We start from the raw sequence: 25,418 nt of genomic DNA on the forward strand, positions 1-25,418 counted from the left end.
GAGGGCCTCGAGGTCGATTTCGTCTTCGCGGCCGAAGGTGTAGAGGACCTTGGCCTTGGGCTGGCCGGTGTTGGGATCGCGATAGTTATGGGCCAACTGAACGTAACCGGTGACAGAACCGTTCTTGTTTTTTCGGCGAATGACTCGGATATACATGCCCACATGATACGGCATGTACTACGAACTTGTAAACGACAAAATAAAGTTATCCACAACAAAACGCATGCCTACAAAAATACAAATGAAAACACGGCGCATGCCTGTGGATAAGTCCGACAAGCCGCGCCGCAATAGGATCCCACATCCATCCATGAGTCTACGTGCTATGTCCAACTGTCGAAGTCGGGCGCGCCTGCCACTCCATCGGCGATGACGCGTGTCATTCCCGCGTCGCGCATGATTGCGGCGAGGATAAAGAAGAAGACGGTGGATCCGATCACACCATAGGCTTTGCGCAGCCACAGAGCTCCGGCGTGCCTCAGTCCCTTGGCCGGGACCCGAAATAGAACCCAGCAAGCGATGCTTCCCAACAGTAAGGCCATCCCTGGATTATCGACAACGTTCAGCGAGATGTCATAGGAGGGCAGTGTCCACGTCGTCCATTGGTCTAATATCTTGGTGACGGGGGGTAGGGCCGAAGTTGTGAAACAAATGGAAAATACGAGGGCATAAGGAGTCATCGAACGCGCCCACGCCCTCCATTCCGCAGCTTGCCCTTTGCCAGATTCGCCGGGATAGGCCGGGACGCCCTTTCCCCAAGCCAACCGTAGAATGAGCGTCGTTGCCGCGCTCGACACTGCGCCTGCGATGGTCGGAGGCAGGGCTCCATTCAAGCCGATAAGGCACGACGCTTCGACGAGGAAGGCCACCCATAGGTCCCTTGCGTGCCGCCTGAAACCGGAGCGCCCCACGCAAAGATAAAGCGCGATGGCGTCATACGAAAGGATCAGCGGAACGCTCAACACTGCGGACGAGAGGGCGATTGTTGGAAGCGGCACCTCAGTCAACGTGCTGTTGATCCATGTCCCGGCTGCGAACGCGCCCCACGGAACTTGGGACTGTGTCAACAGGGAAATTTGTGCAACCCTCCTCCGTGGGAGCCACTGCATCTCGGAAAGTAGTGCAGCCGAGAGCACGATGCCCACCCCAAATCCCGTCGTCGCTTCGAAGAATGGACCAACGGCTGAGACAACAAGCAGCGTTTGCCGCACAGGTGAGGCGATTCCACCCATCAGCAAGGATTGAATGGTGTCGAAGGCTCCCCCTTCTAACAGAGCTTGATAAAAGAGCAGTCCACAGAGAAGCACTTCTACGACGGGAACCGACTCCAGAGCCCCCCGACCCATTGAATTCAAGATGGAAGGGGTTGAAGTTTGGGCAAAACCGTTGCATGACGCGATGACGACTGCGACGGCACAGGCCATGAGCCCCGCGCGGAACGAGGACCAGCGAAGAAAGTACGTCACCGTGAAGGCCGCGAGGATAGGGAGACAGGACAGCACGAGCGGAATCAGACCTGGGTGCAACCTTTTCGCCTCCATAGAGAAAATAAATTCGTTATAGAGAAAAGCATTTGGTATCATCATGTTCAGAACTGTGGCGCTTGTCAACGGATTGAGGGGCGAATGGACCTATGGGGTTTGGAGCGAACGTACGGAAGCGCCGTGAGGCCCTGGGGATGACCTTGCAGGCGTTATCGGAGCACGCGGGTGTCAGCGTGTCGATGTTGTCAGATATCGAACGGGAGAAAAAGAGTCCGACACTTCCGGTCGCATGCCGAATTGCAGAAGCTCTCGATACGACGCTTTCGCAATTGCTTGAAGAACGGGGCGAGCAAGACGTGATCGTCATTCGGCAGCATGAGCGAAGGGTGTATCGGGATCCCTCCGGCTTCGAGCGCCATCTGCTCTCCCCGGCCTTTTCCACGCGGGGTGTGGAATGGATTCTCAACGTTGTGCCACCGAGAGGCGACTCAGGATGGTTTCCACCTCATCGCCCTGGCGTTGAGGAGTTCGTCACGGTGGAAACGGGGCGTATCCTCGCGCACATCGGGGATACGCAGCTTCAACTCGATACGGGGGACAGCCTCTACTTTGCGGCGGACGTGCCCCATCGATTTACAAACCCGACGGATGAGGAGTGCCGATATTACCTGATCATCGATTCTCACGGCCTGCGCCCGTGAACCGCCACTCCAACTGGATCCTCCGCGTTGAATTCTGTACGCTTGTCCTCGGGCCTTTTTGGCGAGTTTGATATAATACCGCCCGAGAAAGGATGGATGAGCGTGGCACAAACCAATCTGTGGTTTACCGAGCTTCAGAACGACAACCTGACGATTGGCTTGCGGATAGAGAAGACCATTCACAGCGAGAAGACGGAGTACCAGCAGCTCGACGTGTACAAGACGGTCCAGTACGGCAATCTGCTCGTGCTCGACGGCTGCATCATGACGACGGACAAGGACGAGTTTGTGTACCACGAGATGCTGGCGCACGTGCCACTGCACACGCACCCGAATCCGAAGAGCGTGCTCGTCGTGGGCGGCGGCGACGGCGGCATCATCCGCGAGGTCATCAAGCACCCGTCCGTCGAGCGCGCGGTGCTCGCCGAGATTGACGGGCGCGTCGTGGAGGCGTCCAAGAAGTACTTCCCGCACATTGCGTCCGGGTTGTCGGATCCGCGCGTGGACGTGCAGATTGTCGATGGCATCCGTTACGTCGAGGAGCATCCGAACGAGTTCGACGTCATCCTCATCGACTCGACGGACCCGGTTGGCCCGGCGGTGGGGCTCTTCCAGCGCCCGTTCTACGAGTCGGTGTACCGGGCGCTCAAAGAGGACGGCGTCATGGCGGCGCAGACGGAATCGCCGTTCATCAACCAGGATCTCATCCGCCAGGTGTACGGCGACGTGCGCGCCACGTTCCCCATCGCGAAGTTGTACCTGGCGTACGTCCCGACGTACCCGACAGGGATGTGGAGCTTCACGCTCGGCAGCAAGAAGTACCGCCCGCAGGATGTCCGCGAGGTTCGCGTGCATGACACGAAGTATTACAACCAGGAGATCCACCACGCTTCGCTCGTCCTGCCGAATTTCGTGAAGGAGCTCGTCGGCGAATGACGTTCTCGTTCGATGTGACCAAGCCCTTTCCGCTGGCTTACAGCGGCAATGTGTTCATCGGCGCCACCGACGACTTCGGCGCCGCCAAGGCCGTGCTGTACGGGATGCCCATGGACTGGACCGTGTCGTTTCGCGCCGGGGCTCGCCTCGGCCCCGCGCGCATCCGCGAGGTCAGCCTCGGGCTCGAGGAATACAGCCCATATCTCGATCGCGACCTGAGCGAGATCGCCTATTTCGACGCGGGCGATATCCCGCTGCCCTTTGGCAATCCGGAGGAGAGCCTCGATCGCATCTATCAGTACGTGTCGGCGCTCTACGCGGCGGACAAGCTGCCCATCGGCCTCGGTGGGGAACACCTGGTCTCGTGGGGCGCCATCCGAGCGGCGGCGGAACGGTATCCGGATCTGCGCGTCATCCACATCGACGCCCACACCGACTTGCGCGATCACTACGAGGGCGAGCCGCTCTCCCATGCGACCGTCATCAAGAAGGTGTGCGATCTGATCGGGCCGGAGCGGGTCTACCAGTTCGGCATTCGCAGCGGGACGCGCGAGGAGTTCCGCTGGGCCCGCGAGCACACCCATTTCGCGCCGTTTGAGCTCGCCGAGCCGCTTCGCGCCGTGCTCCCGGAGCTGCACGGGAAGCCGGTCTACGTCACGTGGGATATCGACGTGTTCGATCCGGCCACGGCTCCGGGCACGGGCACGGCCGAGCACGGCGGCATCTTCGCGCCCGAGGCGTTCCGCGCCCTCACCTACATGAAGGCCCTGCGCGTGGTGGGCTTCGATCTCGTCGAAGTGGCGCCGCAGATCGATCCGACCGAGCAGACGCAGATCCTCGCGGCGAAGATCGTGCGCGAGGCCCTGCTCGCGTTCGTGCGGTGAGCGCGATGACGCCCTGGCTGGAGCCGCAGGAGGGCGCTTCATGGCCCTGCCGCGTCACCTGGCGCCGGCGGGCGCGGGTGCGAGAAGGCGGCCGGGATCGATACCAGACCACGCGCGGGGATGCGCCGGACGGGCGCTGGCTGCAGACGGGCGGCGCGCATGTGCTCTCGTTTCAGGACGGTGAGGCGGTGTACGCCGTGCGAATCCAGCGCGATCGCGTCCTCATGTCGCGCCGCGGCGAGGTCACGCTCACCCAGGACTTTGTCGCCGGGAAGGCGCAGGAACTGGTGCTTCGGGCCTACGGAAGGGAACTTGCCCTCCGCGCCGAGACTCACGCCGTAGAGGTGTCCGTGGGTGAGTCGGGCGGCCGGGCCCGCGTCACCTTCGACCTGATCTACCCCGGCGAGCCCCAGCAATCGGTCGATCTCGTCTTTCAGTGGTTCCGCCGACCCTGAGCGTCGGCGGGGCGGCGGGGGACGAGATCGGCCACATCCAACCACCCCTCGGGATGCAGGCCCCACACGATCTCGTACGGATCTCCCCATTCGCGCATGATCCGCTCGTACATGGCCTTTTTGATGGCGTTCAGCCGCTGTCGCTCTTCCGGCCGCGTCAGGTTTGCGCCGTGCAGGCGGACGTGATACAGGACGCGATCGACGTGCGCAAACCGGCCGATGGCGGCGAGTTTCAGCAGCAGGAGCTTGTCCTCGTAATAGCGGCCGCGGCCATCCGGATCGCGCTCGAACCCGCCGGCGCGGCGCACGGCGTCGGTGCGGTAGAAGCGCGGCACGAGGTATGGGCCATAGCGAAAAAACTCGAACTTGTCCGAAAAAGGTCGCCCGCGCAGGACGGCGTCGCGCACCAGCCGGCCCTGTTCCGTTCGCCAGTGCTGGGCGTTGGCTGAAGCGACCACCGTGTCGCGCGGGGAGGCCTCCATGGCGGCCAGCAGATGGGCCAGGGCCTCGGGCGCAAACCAGTCGTCGCTGTCCAGGGTGACGAAATACGGCGTGCGGACGTGCGGCAGGGCGGCCTGAAGCGCGTTGCCGAGCCCGACGTTTTCGGGCAGCTCCAGGACGCGGACGCGATCGTCCCACCGATATCGCTTCGCGACTGCGGCCGAGCCGTCGGTCGATCCGTCGTCCACCACGATGAGCTCCCAGTCGGACATCGTCTGCGCGAACACGCTCGCGATGGCTGTCGGCAACTCGCGGGCCCGGTTGTGGACGGCCAGCACCACGGTCACCTGCGCCTCACGGTTTGCGGCCATTCCAGGCCCTCCTTTGCGGCAGATGCTGTGAATCTTCGCTACAATGAGTGTAAATCATCGCGGAGGGCGGGGGAAACGGCCGTGATCGAAGACAAAGTGCGGCTCGAGTTCATGGGCGATCAGGCGCTTCTCCTGCGCCTCGAGGACGATGTCTCCGTCGAGACGGGGGAGGCGCTCGACAAACTCCTCTCGCTGCGCGCGGCGCTCGCGCGCGAGATGCGCGGCGTGGACGGGATTGAAGACATCACCCTCGGTTATCGATCGATCGCCATCTATGTGCGCCTCGAGGACGTGTCGCCGGGGGATTTGCTGGCGCGCGCCCGCCGCGCCATTGGCTCAGCGCGAGATGCGCGGGCTTCTCTGCCGCAGGCCGCGCGCGTCACGCTGCCTGTCGTCTACGGCGGGGCGTATGGGCCCGATCTCGACGAGGTGGCCCAGCGCGCGGGGCTTGCGCCCGAGGACGTGATCCGGCTGCACCAGCGAGCCGTCTATCGCGTCGCGATGATCGGATTTTCGCCGGGGTTCGCCTATCTCATCGGGCTGCCCGACGTGCTTCGGGTGCCCCGCCGGCAGACGCCGCGCGCCCGCGTCGAACAAGGTTCGGTCGGGATCGCCGGCTTTCAGACGGGCGTCTATTCCTTTGCGACGCCTGGCGGGTGGCAGATCATTGGCCGAACGCCGGTGCGGCTCTTCGACGTGCGGCGCCAGCCGGCGAGCCTCCTGGCGCCGGGGGACGAAGTGCGGTTTCAGGCGATTGCGGAGGAGGAATATGATGCGCGATGGGGCGCGTACACATGAGCCAAGCGTCGCGCGCGTGCGCGTGTTGGCCCCGGGGCTGTTCACGACCGTTCAGGATGAAGGGCGGCCTTCTCACCGCCACATCGGTGTGCCGCTTGGTGGCGCGCTCGATCAGCTGGCCTATCGCGCGGCCAATCGCCTGGCGGGCAATCGGGGCGATGCCGCTGTGCTCGAGGTGACGGGCGCCGGGCCCAGACTCGCGTTTGAGGCGCCGGCGGCTCTCGCGATTTGCGGGGCGGACTTCGCCGTGCACGTGGACGGGGAGCCGTTGCCCACGCAGCGCCCCGTGTGGTTGGCGGAGGGCGCGGTGCTGGAGATTCGCCAGGTGCGGCGCGGCTTTCGCGCGTATCTGGCGATTCGCGGAGGCTTCGCCGGCGACGCGCTCCTGGGAAGCCGGAGCGCCATCCCGCGTTACGGCCTCGGAGAAAAGCTTGCTCCGGGCGATGACCTGGTGTATGTTCCCGGACCTCCCAATCCGCCCGCTGGGTTTCGCGCCGTGGGCCCTCGCGCGGCCGTCGCCCCGTTTCAGGTGGGCGGATGGTTGGATCAGGTCGAGGACGAGATGGCCGTCGTGCGCGTCGTGCGCGGTGAGCAGGCGGATTGGTTCGACGGCGAAGCTTGGCGGGCCTTCTTGGAGCGCACGTGGCAGGTGGGGCCACAGTCGGATCGCATGGGATTGAGGCTGCGAGGGGAGCCCCTTGCCGCCCCGTCGCGCCAGCTTGCGAGCGAGCCGGTCGTGCCCGGCAGCATCCAGGTGCCCCCGGACGGCCTGCCGATTGTCTTGATGCGCGAGTGCCAGACCACGGGCGGCTATCCCAAGGTGGCGACCGTCATCTCGGCCGATCTCGACAAACTGGCGCAGCTTCGACCAGGAAGTCAGCTGCGCTTTGTGGAAGTCAGTTTGGAGGAGGCCATCAGGCTCCGGCGCGTGCACCACCGCCTTGCCCGCGCGTGGCTGCGGTTCGTCGGCGAGCGGGCGCGGCGCGCGTGGGGAGACAGCGAAGGAGGGGACTGAGCGTGGCTGAAGTCGATCTCAACGCCGATCTCGGCGAGGATTTCGGCGTGTATCGCCTGGCGTGCGACGAACAGATCCTGGCCTACGTCACGTCGGCGAATCTGGCCTGCGGCATGCATGCGGGCGATCCCGTCGCCATGGCCCGGAGCGTCGGACTGGCCAAGGCGAAGGGCGTGGCCATCGGTGCCCATCCGGGCTACCCGGATCTGCAAGGTTTTGGCCGGCGGGACATGGCGCTCGACGAAGACGAGATCCACGCGTTTGTGCTGTACCAACTCGGCGCCCTCGCCGCATTCGCCCGCGCGCAGGGCGTGCGCCTTCACCATGTGAAGCCGCACGGCGCGCTCTACAACCGCGCCGCGGTCGATCGAGCCGCCGCGCGGGCCATCTGCCGGGCGGTGGCCGAGTTCGATCCTTCGCTCAAGCTGTACGCCCCGTACCGCAGTGAACTCGCGCAGCAGGCGGAATGGATGGGGCTTTGCGCCTGCTGCGAGGTGTTCGCGGACAGGCGCTACGAGGCGGACGGCCGGCTCACGCCGAGGCGGCACCCGGACGCCCTCATCCGCGATCTCGACGAGGCCTGTGAGCAGGTGTTGACCATGGTGAAAGAGGGGCGAGTCCGAGCGCGGACGGGCGAATGGGTCGAGGTGACGGTCGATACGGTATGCCTGCATGGAGACGGCCCGCATGCCATCGAGCTGGCCAAGGCGCTTCACCGGCGCCTCACCGAGGCGGGTGTTCGCATCCGCCCGGCCTGATGGCAACCATGTCGTGCATCATCGAGGAAAGGGAGTGAAGGTGTTGACAGAGGCATGGACGACGTACCGGGTGGAGGATCACGTCGCGATCTTGACGCTCAACCGTCCGCAGTCCTTGAACGCGCTTTCCCGGGAGGTTCTCTCGGAAATCGGGGCGCACCTCGCGATGATGGACCTGAAGCAGGTCCGAGCGCTTGTGATCCGCGGTGAAGGCCGGGTGTTCTGCGCCGGCGCGGACATCGCCCAGATGCAACACATGGGGGCTGTCGAGGCGGAGAACATGGCGAGGCTTGGGCAGCGCGTGTTCCAGGCCATCGAACAACTGCCCATTCCGGTGGTGGCCCTGATTCACGGCGGGGCGTTCGGCGGCGGCCTTGAGCTTGCGCTCGCGTGCGACTTTCGAATCGCGGCCGCGGGTGCTGTCGTGGGATTGCCCGAAGTGACCCTTGGCGTCAATCCAAGCTTTGGCGGCACATACCGGCTTCCGCGCGCCATCGGCTTTGCGCGGGCGCTTTCCATGATGCTGCTCGGCGAGCGCATCTCCGCCGAAAAGGCGCTGGAATACGGGCTCGTGAACGAGGTGGTGCCGCCCGAGGAGCTGGAGGCGCGGGGCATGGAGCTCGCGCGGAAGCTCGCCAACCAGTCCAGCGCCGCCATGGCCGCCATCAAGCGGTCGGCCCATCACGGCTACGGGCAGGATCCTCTCCGCGCGCAGGCGTACGAGGCGGCCCAGTTCGGCCTTTGCTTCGCGTCGGGGGATGCCCACGAGGGCATGACGGCCTTTAAGGAAAAGCGGCAAGCGAGGTTCCACGAGGATTGAACCCTTGCCTTTGAGGGGATGGCGAGTTGCTGGGGCGCCGGTCGCGCATACGAGCGCGGGTGGCGCCCTCGCTTTTGGGGTGCGAATGCCGCAAAAATGTCGGTTTGGAGACTGGACGTCATGTGCTAAACTTAGATAACATGTAAGCCGGTCATTCGAGCTGTGTTCATGGGTCGAAGTTGGCCACCGGCCGATCCCGAGCTGGAAGGGAAGATTCCAAGATGGCCATCTCACTGGCACGAACGGAACACGAGATACAGGAAATGCCTCTCGTGGAGCTCGTGTACGAGATCTTGAAAGCCCGCAAAGAACCCATGTACTTCCGCGATATCATGAAGGAAATTCAGGAACTCCGCCACATGACGGATGAACAGGTGGCGGACGTGATCGCGCGGGTGTTCACGGAAATCAACGTCGATGGCCGGTTCGTCTGTATTGGTCACAACGTCTGGGGGTTGAACCGTTGGTATCCGACGGATCGCAACGCCGAGCGCCTGTCGGGCGGTAAGAAGTTCATCCGCAAGACGGGCGACGCGTTTGGCGATGAGGAGGACGACGAAGAGGATTACGAGGAGGAGGACGTCCTCGAGGACGACGAGCTCGATTACGACGAGGTCGGGGCCGTCGAGGAGGAGTCCGAATTCGAGGACGTCGAAGTCGTGGAGGACGAGGACGGGATCCTGCCCGAAGACGACGAATACGACGATGCCCCGCTGTTCGACGAAGACGAGGAAGTCGAGGAAGACGAGGAGGACTGAAGTCTTCCGCGCCTTTCAGACGCGTTCTGGACTTTCCGGAACGCGGTTTTTGTGTGCTTAGGTCGCGTGTGTTTTCGTCAGGGAGGACAGAGTCATGACGGCGAAGTACATCTTCGTGACGGGCGGCGTGGTGTCCGGGCTTGGCAAGGGCATTACCGCCGCGAGCTTGGGCCGCCTCTTGAAGAACCGCGGGCTCAACGTCACCATCCAGAAATTCGATCCTTACATCAACGTTGACCCAGGGACCATGAGCCCCTATCAGCATGGGGAAGTGTTTGTCACAGAGGACGGCGCGGAGACGGACCTCGATCTCGGCCACTACGAGCGCTTCATCGACAACGATCTCAGCCAGGACAACAACGTCACGAGCGGGCGGATTTATTGGTCGGTCATTCAGAAGGAGCGGCGAGGAGACTACCTCGGCGCGACGGTCCAGGTCATTCCGCACGTGACCAATGAGATCAAGGAGCGCGTGATGCAGGCCGCGAAGCCGGACACGGACATCGTGATCACGGAAATTGGCGGCACGGTCGGCGACATCGAGAGCCAGCCGTTTCTCGAAGCCATCCGCGAGATGAAGAACGAGGTCGGGCGGAACAACGTGCTGTACATCCACGTCACGCTCATCCCGTATCTCCGGATGACGAGCGAGGTGAAGACGAAGCCGACGCAGCACAGCGTGGCGACGCTGCGCAGCATCGGCATCAGCCCGAACATCATCGTGTGCCGCACGGAAGTGCCCCTGTCGCAGGAGGTGAAGCGGAAGATTGCGCTCTTCTGCGACACGGATGAGGACAGCGTGATCGAGGCGAGCGACGCCGAGGTGCTGTACGAGGTGCCGCTCCGGCTTCGGGACGAGGGGCTGGACGAGATCGTCCTCCGGCATTTTGGTATCTCGGCCCCGCCCGCGGACATGCGCGAATGGGAAGCGATGGTGGACCGGATCAAGCGGCTGCACCGCGATGTCGAGATCGCGGTGGTCGGCAAATACGTCGCCTTGCCGGACGCGTACGCGAGCGTCGTCGCGGCCCTCCAGCACGGGGGATTTGAGAACGACGCCCGCGTGCACATCCGTTGGGTGAACTCGGAAGATGTGACGGGCGACAACGTGGACAAGCTCCTCGCCGGGGTCGACGGCATCCTGGTGCCGGGTGGTTTTGGCGATCGCGGCATCGACGGAAAGATTGTCGCGTGCCAGTACGCGCGCGAGCGCAACATCCCGTATTTCGGCATCTGCCTCGGCATGCAGATCGCCGTGATCGAATATGCGCGGCACGTCGCAGGGCTTGACGGCGCGCACACGAGCGAGATCGATCCGCGGACGCCCTATCCGGTCATCGACCTGCTGCCGGAGCAGAAGGAGATCGAGGACAAGGGCGGCACCATGCGCCTCGGCGCGTATCCCTGCCGGTTGAAGCCGGGATCGCGCGCGCATCAGGCGTACGGAGCGGACCTGATCTCCGAGCGGCACCGTCACCGCTACGAGTTCAACAACGACTTCCGGGAGCGGCTGGAATCGCAGGGACTTGCGGTGACCGGCACGTCGCCGGACGGGCGGCTTGTGGAAATCGTGGAGATTCCCGAGCACCGCTGGTTTGTCGGCGTGCAGTTTCATCCGGAGTTCAAATCGAGGCCAAACCGCGCCCACGCGCTCTTCCGCGATTTTGTGGCGGCGAGCCTCGACTATCGCCGCGAGAGCGGCCGCGCCTGACCTCTGAACGGCCTCCGTCCGACAGGAATTTCGATCCTGTCCGGCGAAGATCCTCGAGACGAGTTGAGCTAGCGAAGAGGTGGGGGCATGGCGTACAAGGTGCTCGTGGTCGACGATCAGTTCGGGATCCGGGTGTTGTTGCACGAGGTGTTGCAGCGGGAAGGGTATGAGGTGTTTCAGGCTGCCAACGGTCAGAGCGCCCTCAGTATCGTCGAACGTGAGCAGCCCGATCTCGTCCTGTTGGACATGAAGATCCCCGGCATGGATGGGTTGGAGATTCTGCGCAACATGCGGAAGCTTGGCGCCGACGCGAAGGTCATCATGATGACGGCGTATGGCGAACTGGATCTGATTCACGAAGCCATGGAGATGGGGGCCGTGGCCCACTTCACGAAGCCGTTCGACATCGACGAGCTGCGTCGGACCGTGAGGGAACAACTGGAGGCACGAGCCCGGGCGGAATGAAGGTTCGCCGCGCGAGTCGAAAAGTGGGTTGCCGCGCCGAAAGCATGGTATCATAGAAATGGTACGCGGATGATCCGCGCAAGCCCTCAGGTGAGCCGAGCAGAGAGAGAACCCGTGGCGACCGGAGGACCGGAGATTTTGGGGACAGGAGAGGATGAGGAACATGAAACTGTTCATCGATACCGCGAACGTCGATGAAATTCGCCGCGCCGCGGACATGGGGATTCTGAGCGGCGTCACGACGAACCCCAGCCTCGTGGCCAAGGAAGGCCGCGACTTCATTCAAGTGCTGAAGGAAATCGTCGAGATCGTCGACGGCCCCATCAGCGCGGAGGTTGTGAGCCTCGACGCCGAGGGGATGGTCAAGGAGGCGCTGCCGCTCGCGGAGATTCACCCGAACATCGTCATCAAGATCCCGATGACGGCCGAGGGCCTGAAGGCGGTTCACCAACTCGCGAAGCGGGGCATTCGCACCAACGTCACGCTCATCTTCAGCGCGAACCAGGCGCTGCTTGCCGCCCGTGCAGGCGCCTCGTTTGTCAGCCCGTTCATTGGCCGGCTGGATGACATCAGCATGGACGGCGTCGAGTTGATTGCGGACATCGCTCAGATCTTCGACATCCACGGTATCGAGACGGAGATCATCGCGGCCAGCATTCGCCACCCGATGCACGTGACCGCCGCGGCCAAGGCCGGGGCGCACATCGCGACCTGCCCGTTCAGCGTGCTGGATCAGATGATCAAGCATCCGCTGACGGATCGCGGCATCGAGCGGTTTTTGGCCGATTGGAATAAGCTGAATCAGAAGTGACCATGGCGCCAGGGCTGGAGTGTCCAGCCCTGGCTCGCTTCGGATGGCTTTTCGTTCATTCGACATCCATCGCCCTTGTAGAAACACAAATGCGTGATTATACTACGGATAGCCGCAACAACGTCCGGTTGAGCCGTTGGATTCGCTTCTCCGCGCTCCTCGCGCGCAGCGTTCATTCCTCGCCTTGAAGACTCCAATGGGCTTCACCTGGATGGCACGTTCCGTGCTGGATTGCCTCTTTCCATGCTGTGATTCAGGTCCCCGAGTGGTATGAGAACAAGCCGCGACGACGCAAGGCGCATAACATGTTGCAGCCCGCCTCAAGCCGTCTAACTTTGCCCGGGCGCGGCGTGTGCCGCCGGGACAGGATTGTGAGGGACGATGCTTGGACATTCGAGAACTTGAAGAAAAGAAATTAACAGATCTATACAAATATGCTCGAGAATTTCAGATCCCGCACTATGGATCGATGAAAAAGAAAGAGCTGATTTTTGCCATTCTGAAGGCGCAGGCTGAGCGGGACGGCCTCATGTTCGCCGAGGGCGTGCTCGAGATCATGCCGGAAGGCTACGGTTTCCTGCGGCCCGTGGGGTATCTGCCGAGCCAAGAAGACATTTATGTCGCGGCATCGCAAATTCGGCGCTTCGACCTTCGTACGGGCGATCTGGTGAGTGGGAAAGTCCGTCCGCCCAAGGAGAATGAACGCTATTTCGGTCTGTTGCACGTGGAGGCCGTGAACGGTTACAGTCCCGAGGTTGCGGCCGAACGGCTTCATTTCGCAGCGCTCACCCCGCTCTTCCCTTCTGAACGCATCGTTCTCGAGACGACACCGGAAAATCTGGCGACCCGTCTCATTGATCTGTTCGCTCCTATCGGTTTTGGGCAGCGCGGCATGATTGTGGCGCCCCCCAAGGCGGGGAAAACGGTCCTGTTGAAGGAGATTGCCCACAGCATCGCCACCAACTATCCGGACGTACACCTGTTTGTCCTGCTCATCGATGAGCGGCCCGAAGAGGTCACCGACATGCAGAGATCGGTCAAGGGCGAGGTCATCGCCTCTACGTTTGACGAAGTGCCGGAAAATCACATCAAGGTGTCCGAACTCGTCCTCGAGCGGGCGTTGCGCCTCGTCGAGCACAAGCAGGACGTGGTCATCCTGCTCGACAGCCTCACTCGTTTGACCCGCGCTTACAACCTCGTTGTTCCCCCGTCGGGCCGCACGTTGTCAGGGGGTATCGATCCGGCCGCATTCCATCGCCCGAAGCGGTTTTTCGGCGCGGCCCGCAACGTCGAGGAGGGCGGAAGCCTGACCATCCTCGCCACCGCGCTCATCGACACCGGTTCGCGCATGGACGATGTCATCTACGAGGAGTTTAAGGGCACGGGCAACATGGAACTGCATCTGGACCGCAGGTTGGCCGAGAAGCGCGTGTTCCCCTCCATCGACATCCGCCGATCCGGCACGCGGCGCGAGGAGGCGCTCATGCCGAAAGAAGAATTGGAAAAAGTGTGGGCGATTCGCAAGTCCATGGGTGACCATCAGGACTTCACCGAGATGTTCCTGCGCAAGTTCCGGCATTATAAGACCAATAAGGAGTTCCTCGACAGCCTGAGCCTCAATCGCGTCGAGCGAAAACCGGTTGCGAGCGCGGAGAAGCCGCCGGCTCAACCGGTCACGACCGAGACCTAACGCGCAAGAACCCCTCCGGCGCGTGGAGGGGTTCGCGGGTTCTATGGCCAAACGCTGCGCGGGCGCAGCGGATGCTAAAATGGTTTCGGCGCGGCGCGATGCATCACTCGTCTTCGTCGGGCCATGGAGGCAGAAAGACAAAGCTGGGCTGATTTTGGGCGGATGGTGCCGATGACACAGCTTGGACGGGAGCGCTGTGCTGCGTTTGCACGGCGTTTGCCATGGCGGTGCTGGCCCACATCCACACGCTCCCCGACCCTGCCGATGCGGCAAGGACAGCCAACGTACGGGCAAGAAATCGCTGCTTGTTCACAACTCGCCATCCTTTCGTTTCATGTCGTTTCACTCGCCTGGCTCTGATGGCCTTGCGTCTTGTTCCAAGGGCCCTTGGAATCCTGCGCGCATCTTGAGCATATCCGCGCGCAGCCATGCGCAGCAATGCCGTGCGGTATGAATCTCTTACGATCGTGGAGACCTCCGTCGGTTGTGGACACGTGCGTCTATGGGCCGCTTGCGGAGATGGGTGAATCGGCCTCCCACTGGAATTGTCCGCGCGACAGCGATGCGCTGGGAGGCCCGTCGCGCTTCGGAATGGCGTGGCGTATGGCCCGATGTTGGTCGAGGGAGTACGGGTGGATGACAAGAGGGAAAGCTTTTGTTATAATCAATCGCAGTGTGCTCAAGCAGATAGGGGTGAAACGATGAAGCCGGACATTCATCCGACCTACCATACAGTGACGGTGACGTGCGCTTGCGGAGAGACGTTCGAAACCGGATCGACCAAGGAGTCCATCCGCGTGGAGATTTGCTCGAAGTGCCACCCGTTCTTCACCGGCAAGCAGAAGTTTGTCGATTCGGGCGGCCGAGTTGATCGGTTCAACCGCAAGTATGGGCTTCAGCCTCAAGGCGAGCGCTGAGCGAGAAGGAGATGCAAGCCATGGTTGGCTCACCGGCCGCTATGAGAGGCGGGTGAGCCTGCTTTGGCTTTTTTCTGTTCATGGAGGATTCCCGATCTTCATTCCTGGAGGGACCGACCTGGGAATGAGGCTGGGGATGGCGAGGGAGGTGCGTCGATGTTCGAACGGCTGGCGAGCATGGAAGAGCGGTATGAACACCTGAGCCAGCTTCTCTGCAGGCCGGACGTGGTGTCCGAGCCGGAGAAGCTCCGGTCGTACGCCAAGGAACAAGCGGAGTTGGCGGAGCCGGTCGAGGTCTACCGCGAGTGGAAGAAGGTCACCCAGAACATCGACGAGGCCAAGGCGATGTTGCAGGATAAGCTCGATGACGAAATGCGCGAGTTCGTCCGAGCGGAATTGGCGGATTTGCAACGTCGGCGGGAGGGCCTGGAACATCGGCTGCAAATTCTTCTCCTCCCTAAAGATCCAAACGACGACAAGGACGTGTTCGTGGAAATCCGCGCCGCTGCGGGAGGCGAAGAGGCGGCGTTGTTCGCCGCAGAACTGCTGCGGATGTACCAGCGGTACGCCGAAAAGCACGGCTGGAAGACGGAGATCATCGACGCGAGCTACACGGACATGGGCGGTTTCCGGGAAGTCGTGATGGCCGTGCACGGCAAGGGCGCGTATGCCAAGTTGAAGTTCGAGAGCGGCACGCATCGCGTGCAGCGCGTTCCTGTGACGGAATCCGGCGGCCGCATCCACACGTCCACGGCGACCGTGGCGGTCTTGCCCGAGGTGGAGGAGGTCGAAGTGGAGATCCACGAAAAGGATCTTCGCATCGACACCTTCTGCTCGACGGGGCCCGGTGGGCAAAGCGTGAACACCACGCAGTCGGCGGTGCGGATTACGCACCTGCCCACGGGCATCGTGGTTTCGTGTCAGGACGAGAAATCTCAGCTGAAAAATAAGGAAAAAGCGATGCGGGTGTTGCGCGCGCGCCTGTACGAGAAGGCTCAGCGCGAGCAACAGGAGGAAGTGGCAGCTCAGCGCCGCCTTCAGGTGGGCACGGGCGATCGCAGTGAGCGCATTCGCACGTACAACTTTCCGCAGAGCCGCGTGACGGATCATCGCATAGGATTGACATTGCACAAACTGGACGCCGTCTTGGACGGTGAGCTGGACGAGATCATCCAGGCGCTCATCGTCGAGAGTCAGGCGGAAATGCTGAGGGTCAGGGAAGCATGAGCGAGGCCAAGTACTTTGTCGCAAGGTTGTTGAAGGCAATCGCGGAACAACTTCCCCAGTCACCGGCCTACCGAGAGTTGCCGCTCGACGAGCGCAAGCGGCTTGCCGAGCGGGAAGCGGAGCAGATTGTGGCGCATGCGTTCGGTTGGGATCGCGTCAAGCTTCTCCAGTCGTTGGGCGACGAGGTGCCGGAGGAGATTGCGGAGCGGGCAGCCCGCTTGGCGGCGCTGCGAGTACAGGGAGAGCCGCTCGCCTACGTCCTCGGGAAGCAGGACTTCTACGGCCGCACGTTTGAGGTGGGGCCTGAGTGTCTCATCCCCCGCCCAGATACGGAGGTCTTGGTCGAGGAGGCCATCCGCTTTTTGAAGAGGATGCCGAGCGGGACGCGCGTGATCGACGTGGGGACCGGGTCGGGCTGCATCGCGGTCTCGATTGCGCTCGCGTGCCCGGGGGTATCGGTCACCGCGGTGGATCTGTCGATGGACGCGCTGGCGGTGGCGCGACGCAACGCGGAGCGCCTCGGCGCCGTGGTCGACTGGGCGGCTGCGGACGGCATCGAGTGGCTCATCGAGCGGGCGGAGCGAGGCCGCCCGTGGCACGCCATCGTCAGCAATCCGCCGTACATTCCCACGGACGAGATCGACCAGCTCGAGCCCTCCGTGCGCCACTACGAGCCGCGGCTTGCGCTCGACGGCGGCGAGGACGGGCTGCAGTTTTACAGGCGAATTGCGGCGTTGCCGCCGCACGTCCTGGCCCGCGGCCGGGCGGGCGTGTTCCTCGAAGTGGGGCACAACCAGGCCGAGGAGGTCGCCCGGCTGTTTGCGCCATGGCGAGATCGGGGATTTCGCGTGCGCAAGGTCAAGGACCTGCGCGGTGTCGATCGCGTCATCGCCGTGACGCGCGAGCCGGGATCGCCGGAGTCTGGGAATCTTTGAATCTATCGCGCCGCGCTGCTAGCCGTTTAAGATTCGCCATCCCCGTCCATACTGACTGCCAGAACGGCAGGAGGGATGGACGATGGGGTTTGCGAAGCGGTTTGCAGGATTTGTGGCAGCGGTGCTGGTGGGGGTCGTGCTGACGAGGACCGCCATGGCGCACACCACCCACGCGCGGGAGGCCGTGGACGGAGACGTGCTGGCGAGCATTGCCGCGCCGCACGCGCCTGTCATCCCGGCGGACGCGCTTCGCCTGCGCATCATCGCCAACAGCGACAGCCCGCGCGATCAGGCGCTGAAGCTCGCGGTGCGCAATGCCGTGATCGAACGCGTGGGCGGCTGGCTTCAGGGTGCGCACTCTGAGGCCGAGGCGCGCGCCATCGTCGAGGAACACGTGCCGCAGATCCGAGCGACCGCGTTGGCGGTGGAAGCCGCGTGGCACGTGGACGAGCCTGTGCAGGTGGAGGTGGCGCGCGTCCCGTTCCCCACCAAGGAATACGGCAACGTCATCTACCCTGCGGGCGAGTACGAGGCCCTGCGCATCGTGCTGGGACGAGGACAAGGCGCCAACTGGTGGTGCGTGCTGTACCCGCCGCTCTGCTTTATCGACATCACCGAAGGCGACGCCGTCCCGAACACGGGAGGCTTTCCCGACCTGCCGCCGCTGGAGACGCTGTCCATCCCGACAGGCGACGGTCATACCCAAAAGGTGCAGGTGCGGCTTTGGACGCTCGATCACGCCGAGGAAATCGTTCGCGCGCTCACGGCGCGCTTGCGTTGACGACCGACGAGGAGAGGATCGAATGCAACGGTTGACGGTGGCTGGAATACGCCACGAGGCGCAATTGCGCGAGATGTTGAAGGAACCCGCCCAGTCCTTGCGACGCGGCGGGCTTGTCGCGTTTCCCACCGAAACGGTCTACGGCCTGGGCGCGAATGCGCTCGACGAAGAGGCGGTGAGGCGCATCTTCGCCGCCAAAGAGCGGCCGCGCGACAATCCGCTGATCGTGCACATTGCGAGCGAGGCCGATCTTCGCGACGTGATCGATGAAAACCAGCCGCTGCACGAGGATGTCAGGCGGCTCATGCGCGCGTTTTGGCCCGGACCGCTGACGCTTCTGTTGCCGGCGGGAGCGAGGCTTGCGCCATCCGTTCACCCGGGTCAGCCGCTCGTCGGCGTGCGGATGCCGGATCATCCGGTGGCTCGGGCGCTCATCGCCGAGGCGGGCGTGCCTGTGGCGGCGCCGAGCGCCAATCGCTCCGGCAGGCCCAGTCCGACCACGGCGGACGATGTGGCGGCCGATCTCGACGGCCGGATCGACTGGCTCGTCGACGGCGGGCCGTGCGCGTGGGGTGTGGAGTCGACGGTGCTCTTGTTGGAGCCGGACTGTGCGCGCATCCTCCGCCCCGGAGGTGTGACGCAGGAGATGATCGCGAGCGTGATCGACCGGCCGGTGCTGTACGCGGCCGATGTGTTCGATGCCGCCGCCTCGCCGCTTGCGCCGGGCATGAAATACCGGCATTACGCCCCGAAGGCGAGGGTGCACGTCTGGTGGGGAGAAGCGGAGGCCATCGACGAGGCCATGCGCGCGTTTCTCCTGGAGGGCGTGCAGGATGACGACGATCCGATGGTGCCTGCGCTCATCGCGCCCGACGACTTCGTGCGGCGGTTCGGGTGGGCGCTGGCGGAGGAGAGGCAGGCCGCGTTGCCGGCCGACGCGTACGCAGAGGAACTGGCCCGCCACTTGTACCGCCTGTTGCGCGCCTTCGATCGCGCCGGCGCGACGGACATCCTGATCCACGGCGTCGATCCCGCGCATGGAATCGGTGCGGCGGTGATGAACCGGTTGCACAAGGCGTCGTCTGGCCGAGTGCGCTGGGTGGGGTGATCGGCCTTCCAAACGATTCCTCACCTGTGGCGAAAGTTCGGCACCAATTCGAACAAAGTGCGACAAGTCTTCTGAAGCCGCTTTCATCGACCGATGCCGCTCCATCCGCCGGATATAATGGCGGTGTCGGCAGGGAAGAACGATGAAAAGCGGGAGATGAGCAAGATGGAGCTGGCTTTGTTGATCATCACCATCGCACTTGTTCTGGTTGTGGGTTCGGCGCTCCTCATCGGCAACCGCGTGGTGGATCGGATGGTTCACGAGGATTCGCGCGAGGCGGAGGCGATTCTCGCCGCGGCTGCCGCTCGCCAAGGTCAGCGCACGTCGGCCTGAAGCGGGCGTGAGGCCAGCGTTTCCCATAGATCGGTGAAGAGGGGCTGTCCCCAACGTGCGGATGCACGCGGGGCAGCCCCTCTTCCTGTTGGTCGTATCGGTCGCGCGCCCTGCTCGGCGCGATGGCGAGCGTCGCGGGAGGTAGCAGGCGCGCGTGCACGGGCGGGTCAGTGCGCCGCGCTGGTGTTGGCCGGGGTCCCCGACGCAGGCGCGGTCACCGCCTGTGCGGTCGCGTTGCCTGTGGTGGATTCGCTGGTGCGCGCGCCTTCGGTGTTCGCGGAGCTCGTCCCAGGCGACGCGCTGTTGGACCCTTGCGGCGACGGCGCGGATCCGGACGTGCCGCCGCTTGGCGACGACGGCCCCGTCGTTGTATTGCCGAAGCCGGTGGCATTGCTTCCGCTCAAGTTTCCGGTGGTTTCGCCGCCGGTCTGCCCGGTTCCGCTCGACACGTTGGTTCCGGTCTCGTTCGACGCGCCGCCGGTCTCCCCTTGCTTCCCCGCGGTCGTTCCGCTCATCCCGCTTCCGGTTCCGTATCCGCTTTCGCCTGTCCCATTCGAATCGGTTGGCGAAGGCGATGTCGGGCTCGTCGGCGCAGCGGGGAGGGTCGCCGACTGGCCGGTCGATCTCGTCTCTTCGCCCGCGCCGGACGATGTGCTCACGGATTGCGTCTTTGGCGGCATCGTGAGCGGGTTTTCCACCGTCGCCACCTGTTCGTTCGGCGACCAGGCGGGTTCATTGGTGGGGACGACCGCGGCGTTTGTCCCCGCCCCGTTTGGCGCGCCGGTCGATCCCGTTCCATTCTGCGCCGACCGGGCGCCCGCCGCATTGGACACCGACGGCGAATGGGCGGCGGTCATCGCGTACGTCTGCCACTGCGCGTTCCACCCATAGATCATGAACCACGCGTAGCCCCCCAAAACGGCACATCCCGCGCCCGCGGCCACCCATCTGGCCGTCCGTCGTCTGGACCCTCGGCTCCTGTTCACGGCCTATCCGCTCCATTTACATATACGAATCTCGTCCCCATTATCGCGCACGCCGTCGAATTTTGCGAGAGATTTGTGGGCGCTTGGCCGTGGTATGATGAAGGAAGATACGCCAGAAGCAAGGATGCGAATCGACCGCAGATGGCGGAGAGGGGGAAGAGGGCTTGGAGCGACGCGAGATGTCGGCTGTCTCGTCTCGGGTGTTCCTGCTCGTGCTGACGGCCGTGTCGGGATGTGTGGACGCGATGAGCTTCATGCGGCTCGGTCAGGTGTTCACGGCGGCGATGACCGGCAACACCGTGCTCGGCGGCATCGCGGTGGCCACTGGGGACTTTCGGCACGCCGCCCATTATCTCGTGGCCCTCATCGGGTTCGCTTGCGGCGCCGCTGCGTCCGGTTTTGTCGCGGCGAGCGAGAGGAAGCGGTCCGGCTGGTCCCGGACGGTGACCCATGCGCTCTGGCTCGAGCTCGCGGCGCTCGTCACATTTTGGGCCGCGGCGGATGCGCTGGGTAAAGCGGGCGTGTCCCGGCACACGGGGGAGCTCCTGTTCGTGCTCGCCTTCGCCATGGGCGCACAGGGATCGATGGCGCGGAGGGTTGGGGTGAACGGCATCACCACCACGGTCATCACCAGTACCACCACTGGACTGATGGAGACGCTGGTGTGGAAAGCGATGGGCCTCGCGCCTTCGCGCCGCGATCGGCAAGAGCCGTTTGATCCCACCAAACCGTGGCTTATCTGGATGTGGGTGCTGGCGGTGGTGATCTATGGCGTCGGCGCGGGCATCGCGAGCCTCGTGATCCTTCGCGCCGGGTACAACGAGATGGCGCTGCCCGTGGGGCTCGTCGTCATCACCATTGCGTTCGGACTCTATCAGACGAGAGCCAAGAGGGTGCCCGCCGAAGTCCGCCGCCCGGCCGCCGGCCGGTGACGCCGCGCTTCAAAACAATCGGCGCACGTCCGCGATGCGGGCCGTGAGCCCGCTCGAGGGCCCCACGCTCATGCGCACCACTTCGCCAGCGGACGGATCGCACGCCGCGATCTCGTCCGCGCCCACATAAATGCCGACGAGCTCCCCTCGGTCGAGAAGGACGAGATCGCCAGGCCGAACGTCCCACACGGGCACGCTGACGCCCGTGGATTCCCAGAGCCCGCAAAGCGTGGTGGGCACGCGGTAGCCGAGCGCCCGGCGGTAGACGGCCGCGACAAAGGTGGCCGGATCGCAATATCCCGTCGCGGGATCCGCACCCCATGCGAGCGGCGTGCCGATGAGCGACTCCGCGACCTGCAGCACGGCGGCAGTCTTGACGGCTTCGGAGTCTGAGCGCCTCGCCTGCGCCGACGGATCGAGCGATACCCCGGGCGGGGGCTCGGAAAGCGACGGCCCAACCGCCATTTCGGCGCGCTCGCCGTCGACGGCGGGTTCGACTCGGCGATCGCGGCCGAATTCCTTGACGAGCACCGTTCGGCCGTCCTCGGTCCTGCAGACGGCGCGGCGCGGGTTCGCCAGCCACGGGTGGGCCCGCACGTAATTGTCCACCGCCTCGGGCGTGAGCACCAAGGCGCTGTCGCCTGCAGCTCGGGGATCCGCCTTGACCACCAGCGTGATCTCGCCGGCATTCTTGTCCTCGATGGTCTCCTCAATCCGCCACAGCGGCGGGCCCGCGCAAACCGAGGGCGCAAAACTCAGCATGGCCGACAGGCCCAACGCGGCGCTGCCCACGATCCAACGCCCTCGCACCGACGCCACCTCCCGCATGGTTGTTCATGGGTAGTATGCTTGATCATGGAGCTCCCTATCCTCCTCAGCATGGCGCGGACAGGCCGCGCATATAGATGGAGACGTGCAAAGGAGGGGGCCCCGTTGTCCAATCTGCAGGCGGCGATCGAGATCGCCATGATGGCTCTGGCGCTCGGGATGGACGCGCTTTCCTTGAGCATCGGCGTGGGGCTTGGCGCCATCACGCGCAAACAGGGCCTGGAACTCGCGGTGACCATCGGTGTCTGGCACGTCGTTCTCACGCTCGTCGGCGTCGCCGCCGGCGATCTCGTGGGCCATTATCTGGGACATGTGGCGCGCTGGTTTGCGGCCGTCGTGGTCCTGGGGCTTGGCGTGCAGATGGCCTATCATACGTGGAAAAAATCAGAAGGGCCTCCTCCGCGGCCGCTTGGCAATTGGCTGGGACGCATGACCTTCGCCGCGAGCGTCTCCATTGACGCCCTCTCGGTCGGCTTTGGGCTCGGGCTGAAGACCGTGGCCTACGGCGTGACCTCGGCCCTGGCGTTCGGGTTGGCCAGCACCCTGATGTGCGGCGCGGGCCTGTTGATCGGCAGGCGGTTCGGTCGCGCCTTCGGTCGCTTCGGTGAAATGGCAGGGAGCGCCATCCTGATTTTCTGTGGCCTCATGTGGCTCGTGTGAGCCGCGTCCCTCATTTGCGACCGCCGCGGGAACCCCCTATACTGAAGGCAAACGTAGAAATAAACGAAGTCCAAAAGTGTGGAGGAAACGATGCATATTCTCTTTGTCTGCACCGGAAACACATGCCGCAGTCCCATGGCTGCGGCCTTCTTGCGTAGGCTTGTCGAAGATCGCGCGCTGGGTTGGAAGGTCGATTCTGCGGGCCTGATGGCCATGGAAGGCGTCCCGATGACCGAGCACGCGGCCCAGGCGCTCGCGCGGCGGCAGGTCCCTGCGGAAGGGCACGCGGCCAAACGTTTGACGAGGGAGATGTTGCGCGAGGCCGATCTCGTCCTGACCATGTCGCGATCGCACCGGCAGGCCCTTGTCGACGTGTTCCCCGAGCTCGCCGAGAAAGTGCACACGATTTACGCTTTCGCGCATGAGGTGCCCGAGGAAGAGGCGCAGGACGTGGCCGATCCGTTCGGAGGCGGGGAGCAGGAATACGAGGCTTGCGCGGAGCAACTCGCGGCGCTTGTCGACCGCGCGTTTGCGCGGCTGCTTCGGGAGAGCGGTGCCGAATCCGGCGGAGGGAAGGGAGAGGGCGGCGGTGACACAGCCGAGCAAGCCGATTGAGGCCGAGTCCGTCGAGGCCGTCAGGCGCCATCTGCCAGTCGTCCTGGCTCATCTCGCGCAGGAAGCGGATCTTGGCCCGGGCAAACTGCTGGTCATCGGCGCGTCCACGAGCGAGGTGGCCGGCGAGCGCATCGGGACCGCGACGTCGGTTGCCGTGGGGCGCGCCATTGCGGAGGTGGCGTTGGCGTTTGCGCGAGCGCAGGGGTGCGACGTGGCGTTTCAGTGTTGCGAGCATTTGAATCGAGCGCTCGTGGTGGAGCGGCGGGTGGCCCTTGCGCGGGGCCTCGAGGAGGTCACGGCCATCCCGGTTCCCGGCGCGGGCGGCGCGGCGGCGGCCGCGGCCTACTGGGCCATGGCAGAACCCTGCCTCGTGAGCTCGGTTTCCGCGGATGCCGGGATCGACATCGGCGACACGTTGATTGGGATGCACCTGCGGCCCGTGGTGGTGCCCGTGCGCGGGCCGGTGCGCGAGATTGGGCGGGCGCACGTCGTCATGGCGCGATCCCGCCCGCCCCTCATCGGCGGCGCCCGCGCCGTGTACGATCGCGACGAGGCGCGGCGGCGAATGTCGCTCGACACCCCGCCTCGGGCGGACGCGTGATCGAGTCGAGTCCTTCAGCCTCCGAGATTCCCGCGCGGCGCCTGGTCCGGGGCTTGTGCGCCCTGGGTTCGAACCGTAAGATGAATGTGAATCGCGGCGTCCTATCCCATGTGGCGCTGGATGAAAGGAGTTGCGCAGGTTTGACCACCCTTCTGCAGCAGGTTGACCCGGATGTCGCGGCGGCGATGCAGGCCGAACTCCGGCGGCAGCAGCGAAACATCGAACTCATCGCTTCAGAAAACTTTGTCAGCGAGGCCGTCCTCGCGGCCCTTGGCTCGGTTCTGACCAACAAATACGCGGAAGGCTACCCAGGGCGGCGGTACTACGGTGGCTGCGAGCACGTGGACGTGGTCGAGCGCATCGCCATCGATCGCGTCAAGGAGCTGTTCGGCGCCGAGTACGCGAACGTTCAGCCGCACAGCGGATCGCAGGCCAACATGACGGTCTACTTCAGCGTGTTGAAGCCTGGCGACACCGTGCTCGGCATGAACCTGGCGCACGGAGGCCACCTGACGCACGGGAGCCCGGTGAATTTCTCCGGACAACTGTACAAGTTCGTATCCTATGGGGTCGATCCCGAGACGCATCGGATCGATTACGACGAGGTGCTCAAGGTCGCGAAGGAGCATCGCCCGAAGATGATCGTGGCCGGCGCGAGCGCGTATCCGCGCGTGATCGACTTTGAGCGCATGCGCGAGATTGCGGATGAGGTCGGGGCGTACCTCATGGTGGATATGGCGCACATCGCGGGGCTCGTCGCGGCGGGGCTGCATCCGTCTCCCGTGCCGTACGCGCATTTCGTGACGTCCACCACCCACAAGACGCTCAGGGGCCCGCGCGGCGGTTTCATCCTGTGCCAGAAGGACGTCGCGAAACTGATCGACAAGACCAACTTCCCGGGCGTGCAGGGCGGGCCGCTCATGCACGTCATCGCGGCGAAGGCCGTCGCGTTCGGTGAGGCTCTGAAGCCGGAATTCAAGGCGTATCAAGCGCAGATTGTCAAAAATGCCAAGGCGCTCGCGGAGGCGCTCCAGGGATACGGCTTCCGCCTCGTGTCCGGCGGTACCGACAACCACCTGATGCTCATCGACGTGCGCAGCGCGGGGCTGACGGGCAAGGAAGCCGAGCGCCGGCTCGACGAGATCGGCATCACGGTGAACAAGAACGCCATCCCGTTCGATCCGGAGAGCCCCATGGTCACAAGCGGCATCCGCGTGGGCACGCCCGCCGCGACGGCAAGGGGCATGGACGAGGGCGCGATGCGGGAGATCGCCGAGATCTTCAAGCTCGTGCTGCTCGGGGACTTCAACGACGAGGTCAAGCGAGAGGCCCGGGCGCGCGTGGACAGCTTGACGGCTCGGTTCCCGCTCTATCCGGCCTTGTCGTACGTCGACTGA

General features: G+C 64.1%; 28 protein-coding genes. 25 read left to right on the plus strand and 3 right to left on the minus strand.

Annotated elements, in window-relative coordinates; all coding sequences use genetic code 11:
- Window positions 1–323 precede the first annotated feature (323 nt).
- The gene (locus J3481_RS01680) at window positions 324–1,586 is read right to left on the minus strand and encodes an L-lactate permease (RefSeq protein WP_206830707.1); all 1,263 of its coding nucleotides are present in this window, start codon (window positions 1,584–1,586) and stop codon (window positions 324–326) included.
- A 47-nt stretch (window positions 1,587–1,633) separates the two neighbouring features.
- Here J3481_RS01680 and J3481_RS01685 point away from each other — a divergent pair, with 47 nt between their 5' ends.
- The 4 genes from J3481_RS01685 (at window position 1,634) to J3481_RS01700 (ending at window position 4,460) form a co-directional block, all read left to right on the plus strand.
- Entirely contained in the window at window positions 1,634–2,185 is a 552-nt protein-coding gene (locus J3481_RS01685) for a helix-turn-helix domain-containing protein (RefSeq protein WP_206830706.1), read from the plus strand.
- A gap of 96 nt (window positions 2,186–2,281) precedes the next feature.
- Complete coding sequence (speE, locus tag J3481_RS01690) at window positions 2,282–3,121, plus strand: polyamine aminopropyltransferase (protein ID WP_206830705.1); 840 nt, start codon at window positions 2,282–2,284, stop codon at window positions 3,119–3,121.
- On the plus strand, window positions 3,118–4,005 hold the full coding sequence (speB, locus tag J3481_RS01695; protein ID WP_206830704.1) for an agmatinase: 888 nt from the start codon (window positions 3,118–3,120) through the stop codon (window positions 4,003–4,005). Before speE ends, speB begins: the two co-directional genes overlap by 4 nt.
- A gap of 5 nt (window positions 4,006–4,010) precedes the next feature.
- Window positions 4,011–4,460, plus strand: coding sequence for a DUF1934 domain-containing protein (locus J3481_RS01700; protein WP_236011001.1), 450 nt, complete (start codon window positions 4,011–4,013; stop codon window positions 4,458–4,460).
- On the opposite strand, the gene J3481_RS01705 is transcribed toward J3481_RS01700, so the two are convergent.
- Window positions 4,439–5,272, minus strand: coding sequence for a glycosyltransferase family 2 protein (locus tag J3481_RS01705; RefSeq protein WP_206830702.1), 834 nt, complete (start codon window positions 5,270–5,272; stop codon window positions 4,439–4,441). The genes J3481_RS01700 and J3481_RS01705 overlap by 22 nt on opposite strands.
- A gap of 81 nt (window positions 5,273–5,353) precedes the next feature.
- Between J3481_RS01705 and pxpB the strand changes: the two genes are divergently transcribed.
- The 17 genes from pxpB (at window position 5,354) to J3481_RS01790 (ending at window position 21,317) form a co-directional block, all read left to right on the plus strand.
- Complete coding sequence (pxpB, locus tag J3481_RS01710) at window positions 5,354–6,070, plus strand: 5-oxoprolinase subunit PxpB (protein WP_206830701.1); 717 nt, start codon at window positions 5,354–5,356, stop codon at window positions 6,068–6,070.
- The gene (locus J3481_RS01715) at window positions 6,045–7,085 is read left to right on the plus strand and encodes a 5-oxoprolinase subunit C family protein (RefSeq protein WP_206830700.1); all 1,041 of its coding nucleotides are present in this window, start codon (window positions 6,045–6,047) and stop codon (window positions 7,083–7,085) included. The genes pxpB and J3481_RS01715 overlap by 26 nt, the downstream gene beginning before the upstream one ends.
- Before the next feature lie 2 nt (window positions 7,086–7,087).
- Window positions 7,088–7,843 (plus strand): LamB/YcsF family protein, encoded by a 756-nt coding sequence (locus J3481_RS01720; protein WP_206830699.1) that lies wholly within the window; start codon window positions 7,088–7,090, stop codon window positions 7,841–7,843.
- A gap of 40 nt (window positions 7,844–7,883) precedes the next feature.
- A complete protein-coding gene (locus tag J3481_RS01725; RefSeq protein WP_328702033.1) occupies window positions 7,884–8,663 on the plus strand; it encodes an enoyl-CoA hydratase/isomerase family protein in 780 nt (259 codons plus the stop codon).
- Between the two features lie 263 nt (window positions 8,664–8,926).
- Window positions 8,927–9,421, plus strand: coding sequence for a DNA-directed RNA polymerase subunit delta (gene rpoE, locus J3481_RS01730; RefSeq protein ID WP_236011002.1), 495 nt, complete (start codon window positions 8,927–8,929; stop codon window positions 9,419–9,421).
- A 94-nt stretch (window positions 9,422–9,515) separates the two neighbouring features.
- Window positions 9,516–11,132 carry a CTP synthase gene (locus J3481_RS01735; RefSeq protein WP_206830696.1) on the plus strand — a complete coding sequence of 539 codons (1,617 nt, stop codon included), beginning with the start codon at window positions 9,516–9,518 and terminating at the stop codon, window positions 11,130–11,132.
- Between the two features lie 87 nt (window positions 11,133–11,219).
- A complete protein-coding gene (locus tag J3481_RS01740; RefSeq protein ID WP_206830695.1) occupies window positions 11,220–11,597 on the plus strand; it encodes a response regulator in 378 nt (125 codons plus the stop codon).
- A 163-nt stretch (window positions 11,598–11,760) separates the two neighbouring features.
- Window positions 11,761–12,408, plus strand: coding sequence for a fructose-6-phosphate aldolase (fsa, locus tag J3481_RS01745; RefSeq protein ID WP_206830694.1), 648 nt, complete (start codon window positions 11,761–11,763; stop codon window positions 12,406–12,408).
- A gap of 385 nt (window positions 12,409–12,793) precedes the next feature.
- Window positions 12,794–14,098 (plus strand): transcription termination factor Rho, encoded by a 1,305-nt coding sequence (rho, locus tag J3481_RS01750; protein WP_206830693.1) that lies wholly within the window; start codon window positions 12,794–12,796, stop codon window positions 14,096–14,098.
- 701 nt (window positions 14,099–14,799) lie between these two features.
- A complete protein-coding gene (gene rpmE / locus J3481_RS01755; protein ID WP_076345645.1) occupies window positions 14,800–15,015 on the plus strand; it encodes a 50S ribosomal protein L31 in 216 nt (71 codons plus the stop codon).
- Between the two features lie 156 nt (window positions 15,016–15,171).
- Complete coding sequence (gene prfA, locus J3481_RS01760) at window positions 15,172–16,242, plus strand: peptide chain release factor 1 (protein WP_206830692.1); 1,071 nt, start codon at window positions 15,172–15,174, stop codon at window positions 16,240–16,242.
- Entirely contained in the window at window positions 16,239–17,177 is a 939-nt protein-coding gene (gene prmC, locus J3481_RS01765; RefSeq protein WP_206830690.1) for a peptide chain release factor N(5)-glutamine methyltransferase, read from the plus strand. The genes prfA and prmC overlap by 4 nt, the downstream gene beginning before the upstream one ends.
- 82 nt (window positions 17,178–17,259) lie before the next feature.
- The gene (gene spoIIR, locus J3481_RS01770) at window positions 17,260–17,958 is read left to right on the plus strand and encodes a stage II sporulation protein R (protein ID WP_206830682.1); all 699 of its coding nucleotides are present in this window, start codon (window positions 17,260–17,262) and stop codon (window positions 17,956–17,958) included.
- Window positions 17,959–17,980: 22 nt separating this feature from the next.
- Window positions 17,981–19,066: an L-threonylcarbamoyladenylate synthase gene (locus J3481_RS01775; RefSeq protein WP_206830678.1), complete on the plus strand. Its 1,086-nt coding sequence runs from the start codon at window positions 17,981–17,983 to the stop codon at window positions 19,064–19,066.
- Window positions 19,067–19,231: 165 nt separating this feature from the next.
- Entirely contained in the window at window positions 19,232–19,399 is a 168-nt protein-coding gene (locus J3481_RS01780; protein ID WP_236011003.1) for a hypothetical protein, read from the plus strand.
- A gap of 183 nt (window positions 19,400–19,582) precedes the next feature.
- Window positions 19,583–20,290, plus strand: a complete 708-nt coding sequence (locus J3481_RS01785) for a hypothetical protein (protein ID WP_206830672.1) — start codon at window positions 19,583–19,585, stop codon at window positions 20,288–20,290.
- A gap of 259 nt (window positions 20,291–20,549) precedes the next feature.
- Window positions 20,550–21,317 (plus strand): YoaK family protein, encoded by a 768-nt coding sequence (locus J3481_RS01790; RefSeq protein WP_206830671.1) that lies wholly within the window; start codon window positions 20,550–20,552, stop codon window positions 21,315–21,317.
- A gap of 9 nt (window positions 21,318–21,326) precedes the next feature.
- Here the strand turns inward: J3481_RS01790 and J3481_RS01795 are convergent, their stop codons facing one another.
- The gene (locus tag J3481_RS01795; protein WP_328702032.1) at window positions 21,327–22,127 is read right to left on the minus strand and encodes an NlpC/P60 family protein; all 801 of its coding nucleotides are present in this window, start codon (window positions 22,125–22,127) and stop codon (window positions 21,327–21,329) included.
- A 123-nt stretch (window positions 22,128–22,250) separates the two neighbouring features.
- Between J3481_RS01795 and J3481_RS01800 the strand changes: the two genes are divergently transcribed.
- The 4 genes from J3481_RS01800 (at window position 22,251) to J3481_RS01815 (ending at window position 25,418) form a co-directional block, all read left to right on the plus strand.
- Entirely contained in the window at window positions 22,251–22,805 is a 555-nt protein-coding gene (locus J3481_RS01800; RefSeq protein ID WP_206830670.1) for a manganese efflux pump MntP, read from the plus strand.
- Between the two features lie 90 nt (window positions 22,806–22,895).
- A complete protein-coding gene (locus tag J3481_RS01805; RefSeq protein WP_206830669.1) occupies window positions 22,896–23,420 on the plus strand; it encodes a low molecular weight protein arginine phosphatase in 525 nt (174 codons plus the stop codon).
- Entirely contained in the window at window positions 23,395–24,021 is a 627-nt protein-coding gene (locus J3481_RS01810; RefSeq protein ID WP_206830668.1) for a TIGR01440 family protein, read from the plus strand. The genes J3481_RS01805 and J3481_RS01810 overlap by 26 nt, the downstream gene beginning before the upstream one ends.
- A 140-nt stretch (window positions 24,022–24,161) precedes the next feature.
- On the plus strand, window positions 24,162–25,418 hold the full coding sequence (locus J3481_RS01815) for a serine hydroxymethyltransferase (RefSeq protein WP_206830667.1): 1,257 nt from the start codon (window positions 24,162–24,164) through the stop codon (window positions 25,416–25,418).

Origin of the sequence: Alicyclobacillus fructus (genome assembly GCF_017329605.1) — a bacterium.
Taxonomy (GTDB): domain Bacteria; phylum Bacillota; class Bacilli; order Alicyclobacillales; family Alicyclobacillaceae; genus Alicyclobacillus; species Alicyclobacillus fructus.

Bases quoted from the DNA above. Each gene is read 5' to 3' on its own strand.
- J3481_RS01680 (WP_206830707.1), bottom strand. From the start codon at position 1,586: ATGATGATACCAAATGCTTTTCTCTATAACGAATTTATTTTCTCTATG.
- J3481_RS01685 (WP_206830706.1), top strand. From the start codon at position 1,634: ATGGGGTTTGGAGCGAACGTACGGAAGCGCCGTGAGGCCCTGGGGATG.
- speE (WP_206830705.1), top strand. From the start codon at position 2,282: ATGAGCGTGGCACAAACCAATCTGTGGTTTACCGAGCTTCAGAACGAC.
- speB (WP_206830704.1), top strand. From the start codon at position 3,118: ATGACGTTCTCGTTCGATGTGACCAAGCCCTTTCCGCTGGCTTACAGC.
- J3481_RS01700 (WP_236011001.1), top strand. From the start codon at position 4,011: ATGACGCCCTGGCTGGAGCCGCAGGAGGGCGCTTCATGGCCCTGCCGC.
- J3481_RS01705 (WP_206830702.1), bottom strand. From the start codon at position 5,272: ATGGCCGCAAACCGTGAGGCGCAGGTGACCGTGGTGCTGGCCGTCCAC.
- J3481_RS01715 (WP_206830700.1), top strand. From the start codon at position 6,045: ATGCGCGATGGGGCGCGTACACATGAGCCAAGCGTCGCGCGCGTGCGC.
- rpoE (WP_236011002.1), top strand. From the start codon at position 8,927: ATGCCTCTCGTGGAGCTCGTGTACGAGATCTTGAAAGCCCGCAAAGAA.
- J3481_RS01735 (WP_206830696.1), top strand. From the start codon at position 9,516: ATGACGGCGAAGTACATCTTCGTGACGGGCGGCGTGGTGTCCGGGCTT.
- J3481_RS01740 (WP_206830695.1), top strand. From the start codon at position 11,220: ATGGCGTACAAGGTGCTCGTGGTCGACGATCAGTTCGGGATCCGGGTG.
- fsa (WP_206830694.1), top strand. From the start codon at position 11,761: ATGAAACTGTTCATCGATACCGCGAACGTCGATGAAATTCGCCGCGCC.
- rpmE (WP_076345645.1), top strand. From the start codon at position 14,800: ATGAAGCCGGACATTCATCCGACCTACCATACAGTGACGGTGACGTGC.
- prfA (WP_206830692.1), top strand. From the start codon at position 15,172: ATGTTCGAACGGCTGGCGAGCATGGAAGAGCGGTATGAACACCTGAGC.
- prmC (WP_206830690.1), top strand. From the start codon at position 16,239: ATGAGCGAGGCCAAGTACTTTGTCGCAAGGTTGTTGAAGGCAATCGCG.
- spoIIR (WP_206830682.1), top strand. From the start codon at position 17,260: ATGGGGTTTGCGAAGCGGTTTGCAGGATTTGTGGCAGCGGTGCTGGTG.
- J3481_RS01775 (WP_206830678.1), top strand. From the start codon at position 17,981: ATGCAACGGTTGACGGTGGCTGGAATACGCCACGAGGCGCAATTGCGC.
- J3481_RS01780 (WP_236011003.1), top strand. From the start codon at position 19,232: ATGGAGCTGGCTTTGTTGATCATCACCATCGCACTTGTTCTGGTTGTG.
- J3481_RS01805 (WP_206830669.1), top strand. From the start codon at position 22,896: ATGCATATTCTCTTTGTCTGCACCGGAAACACATGCCGCAGTCCCATG.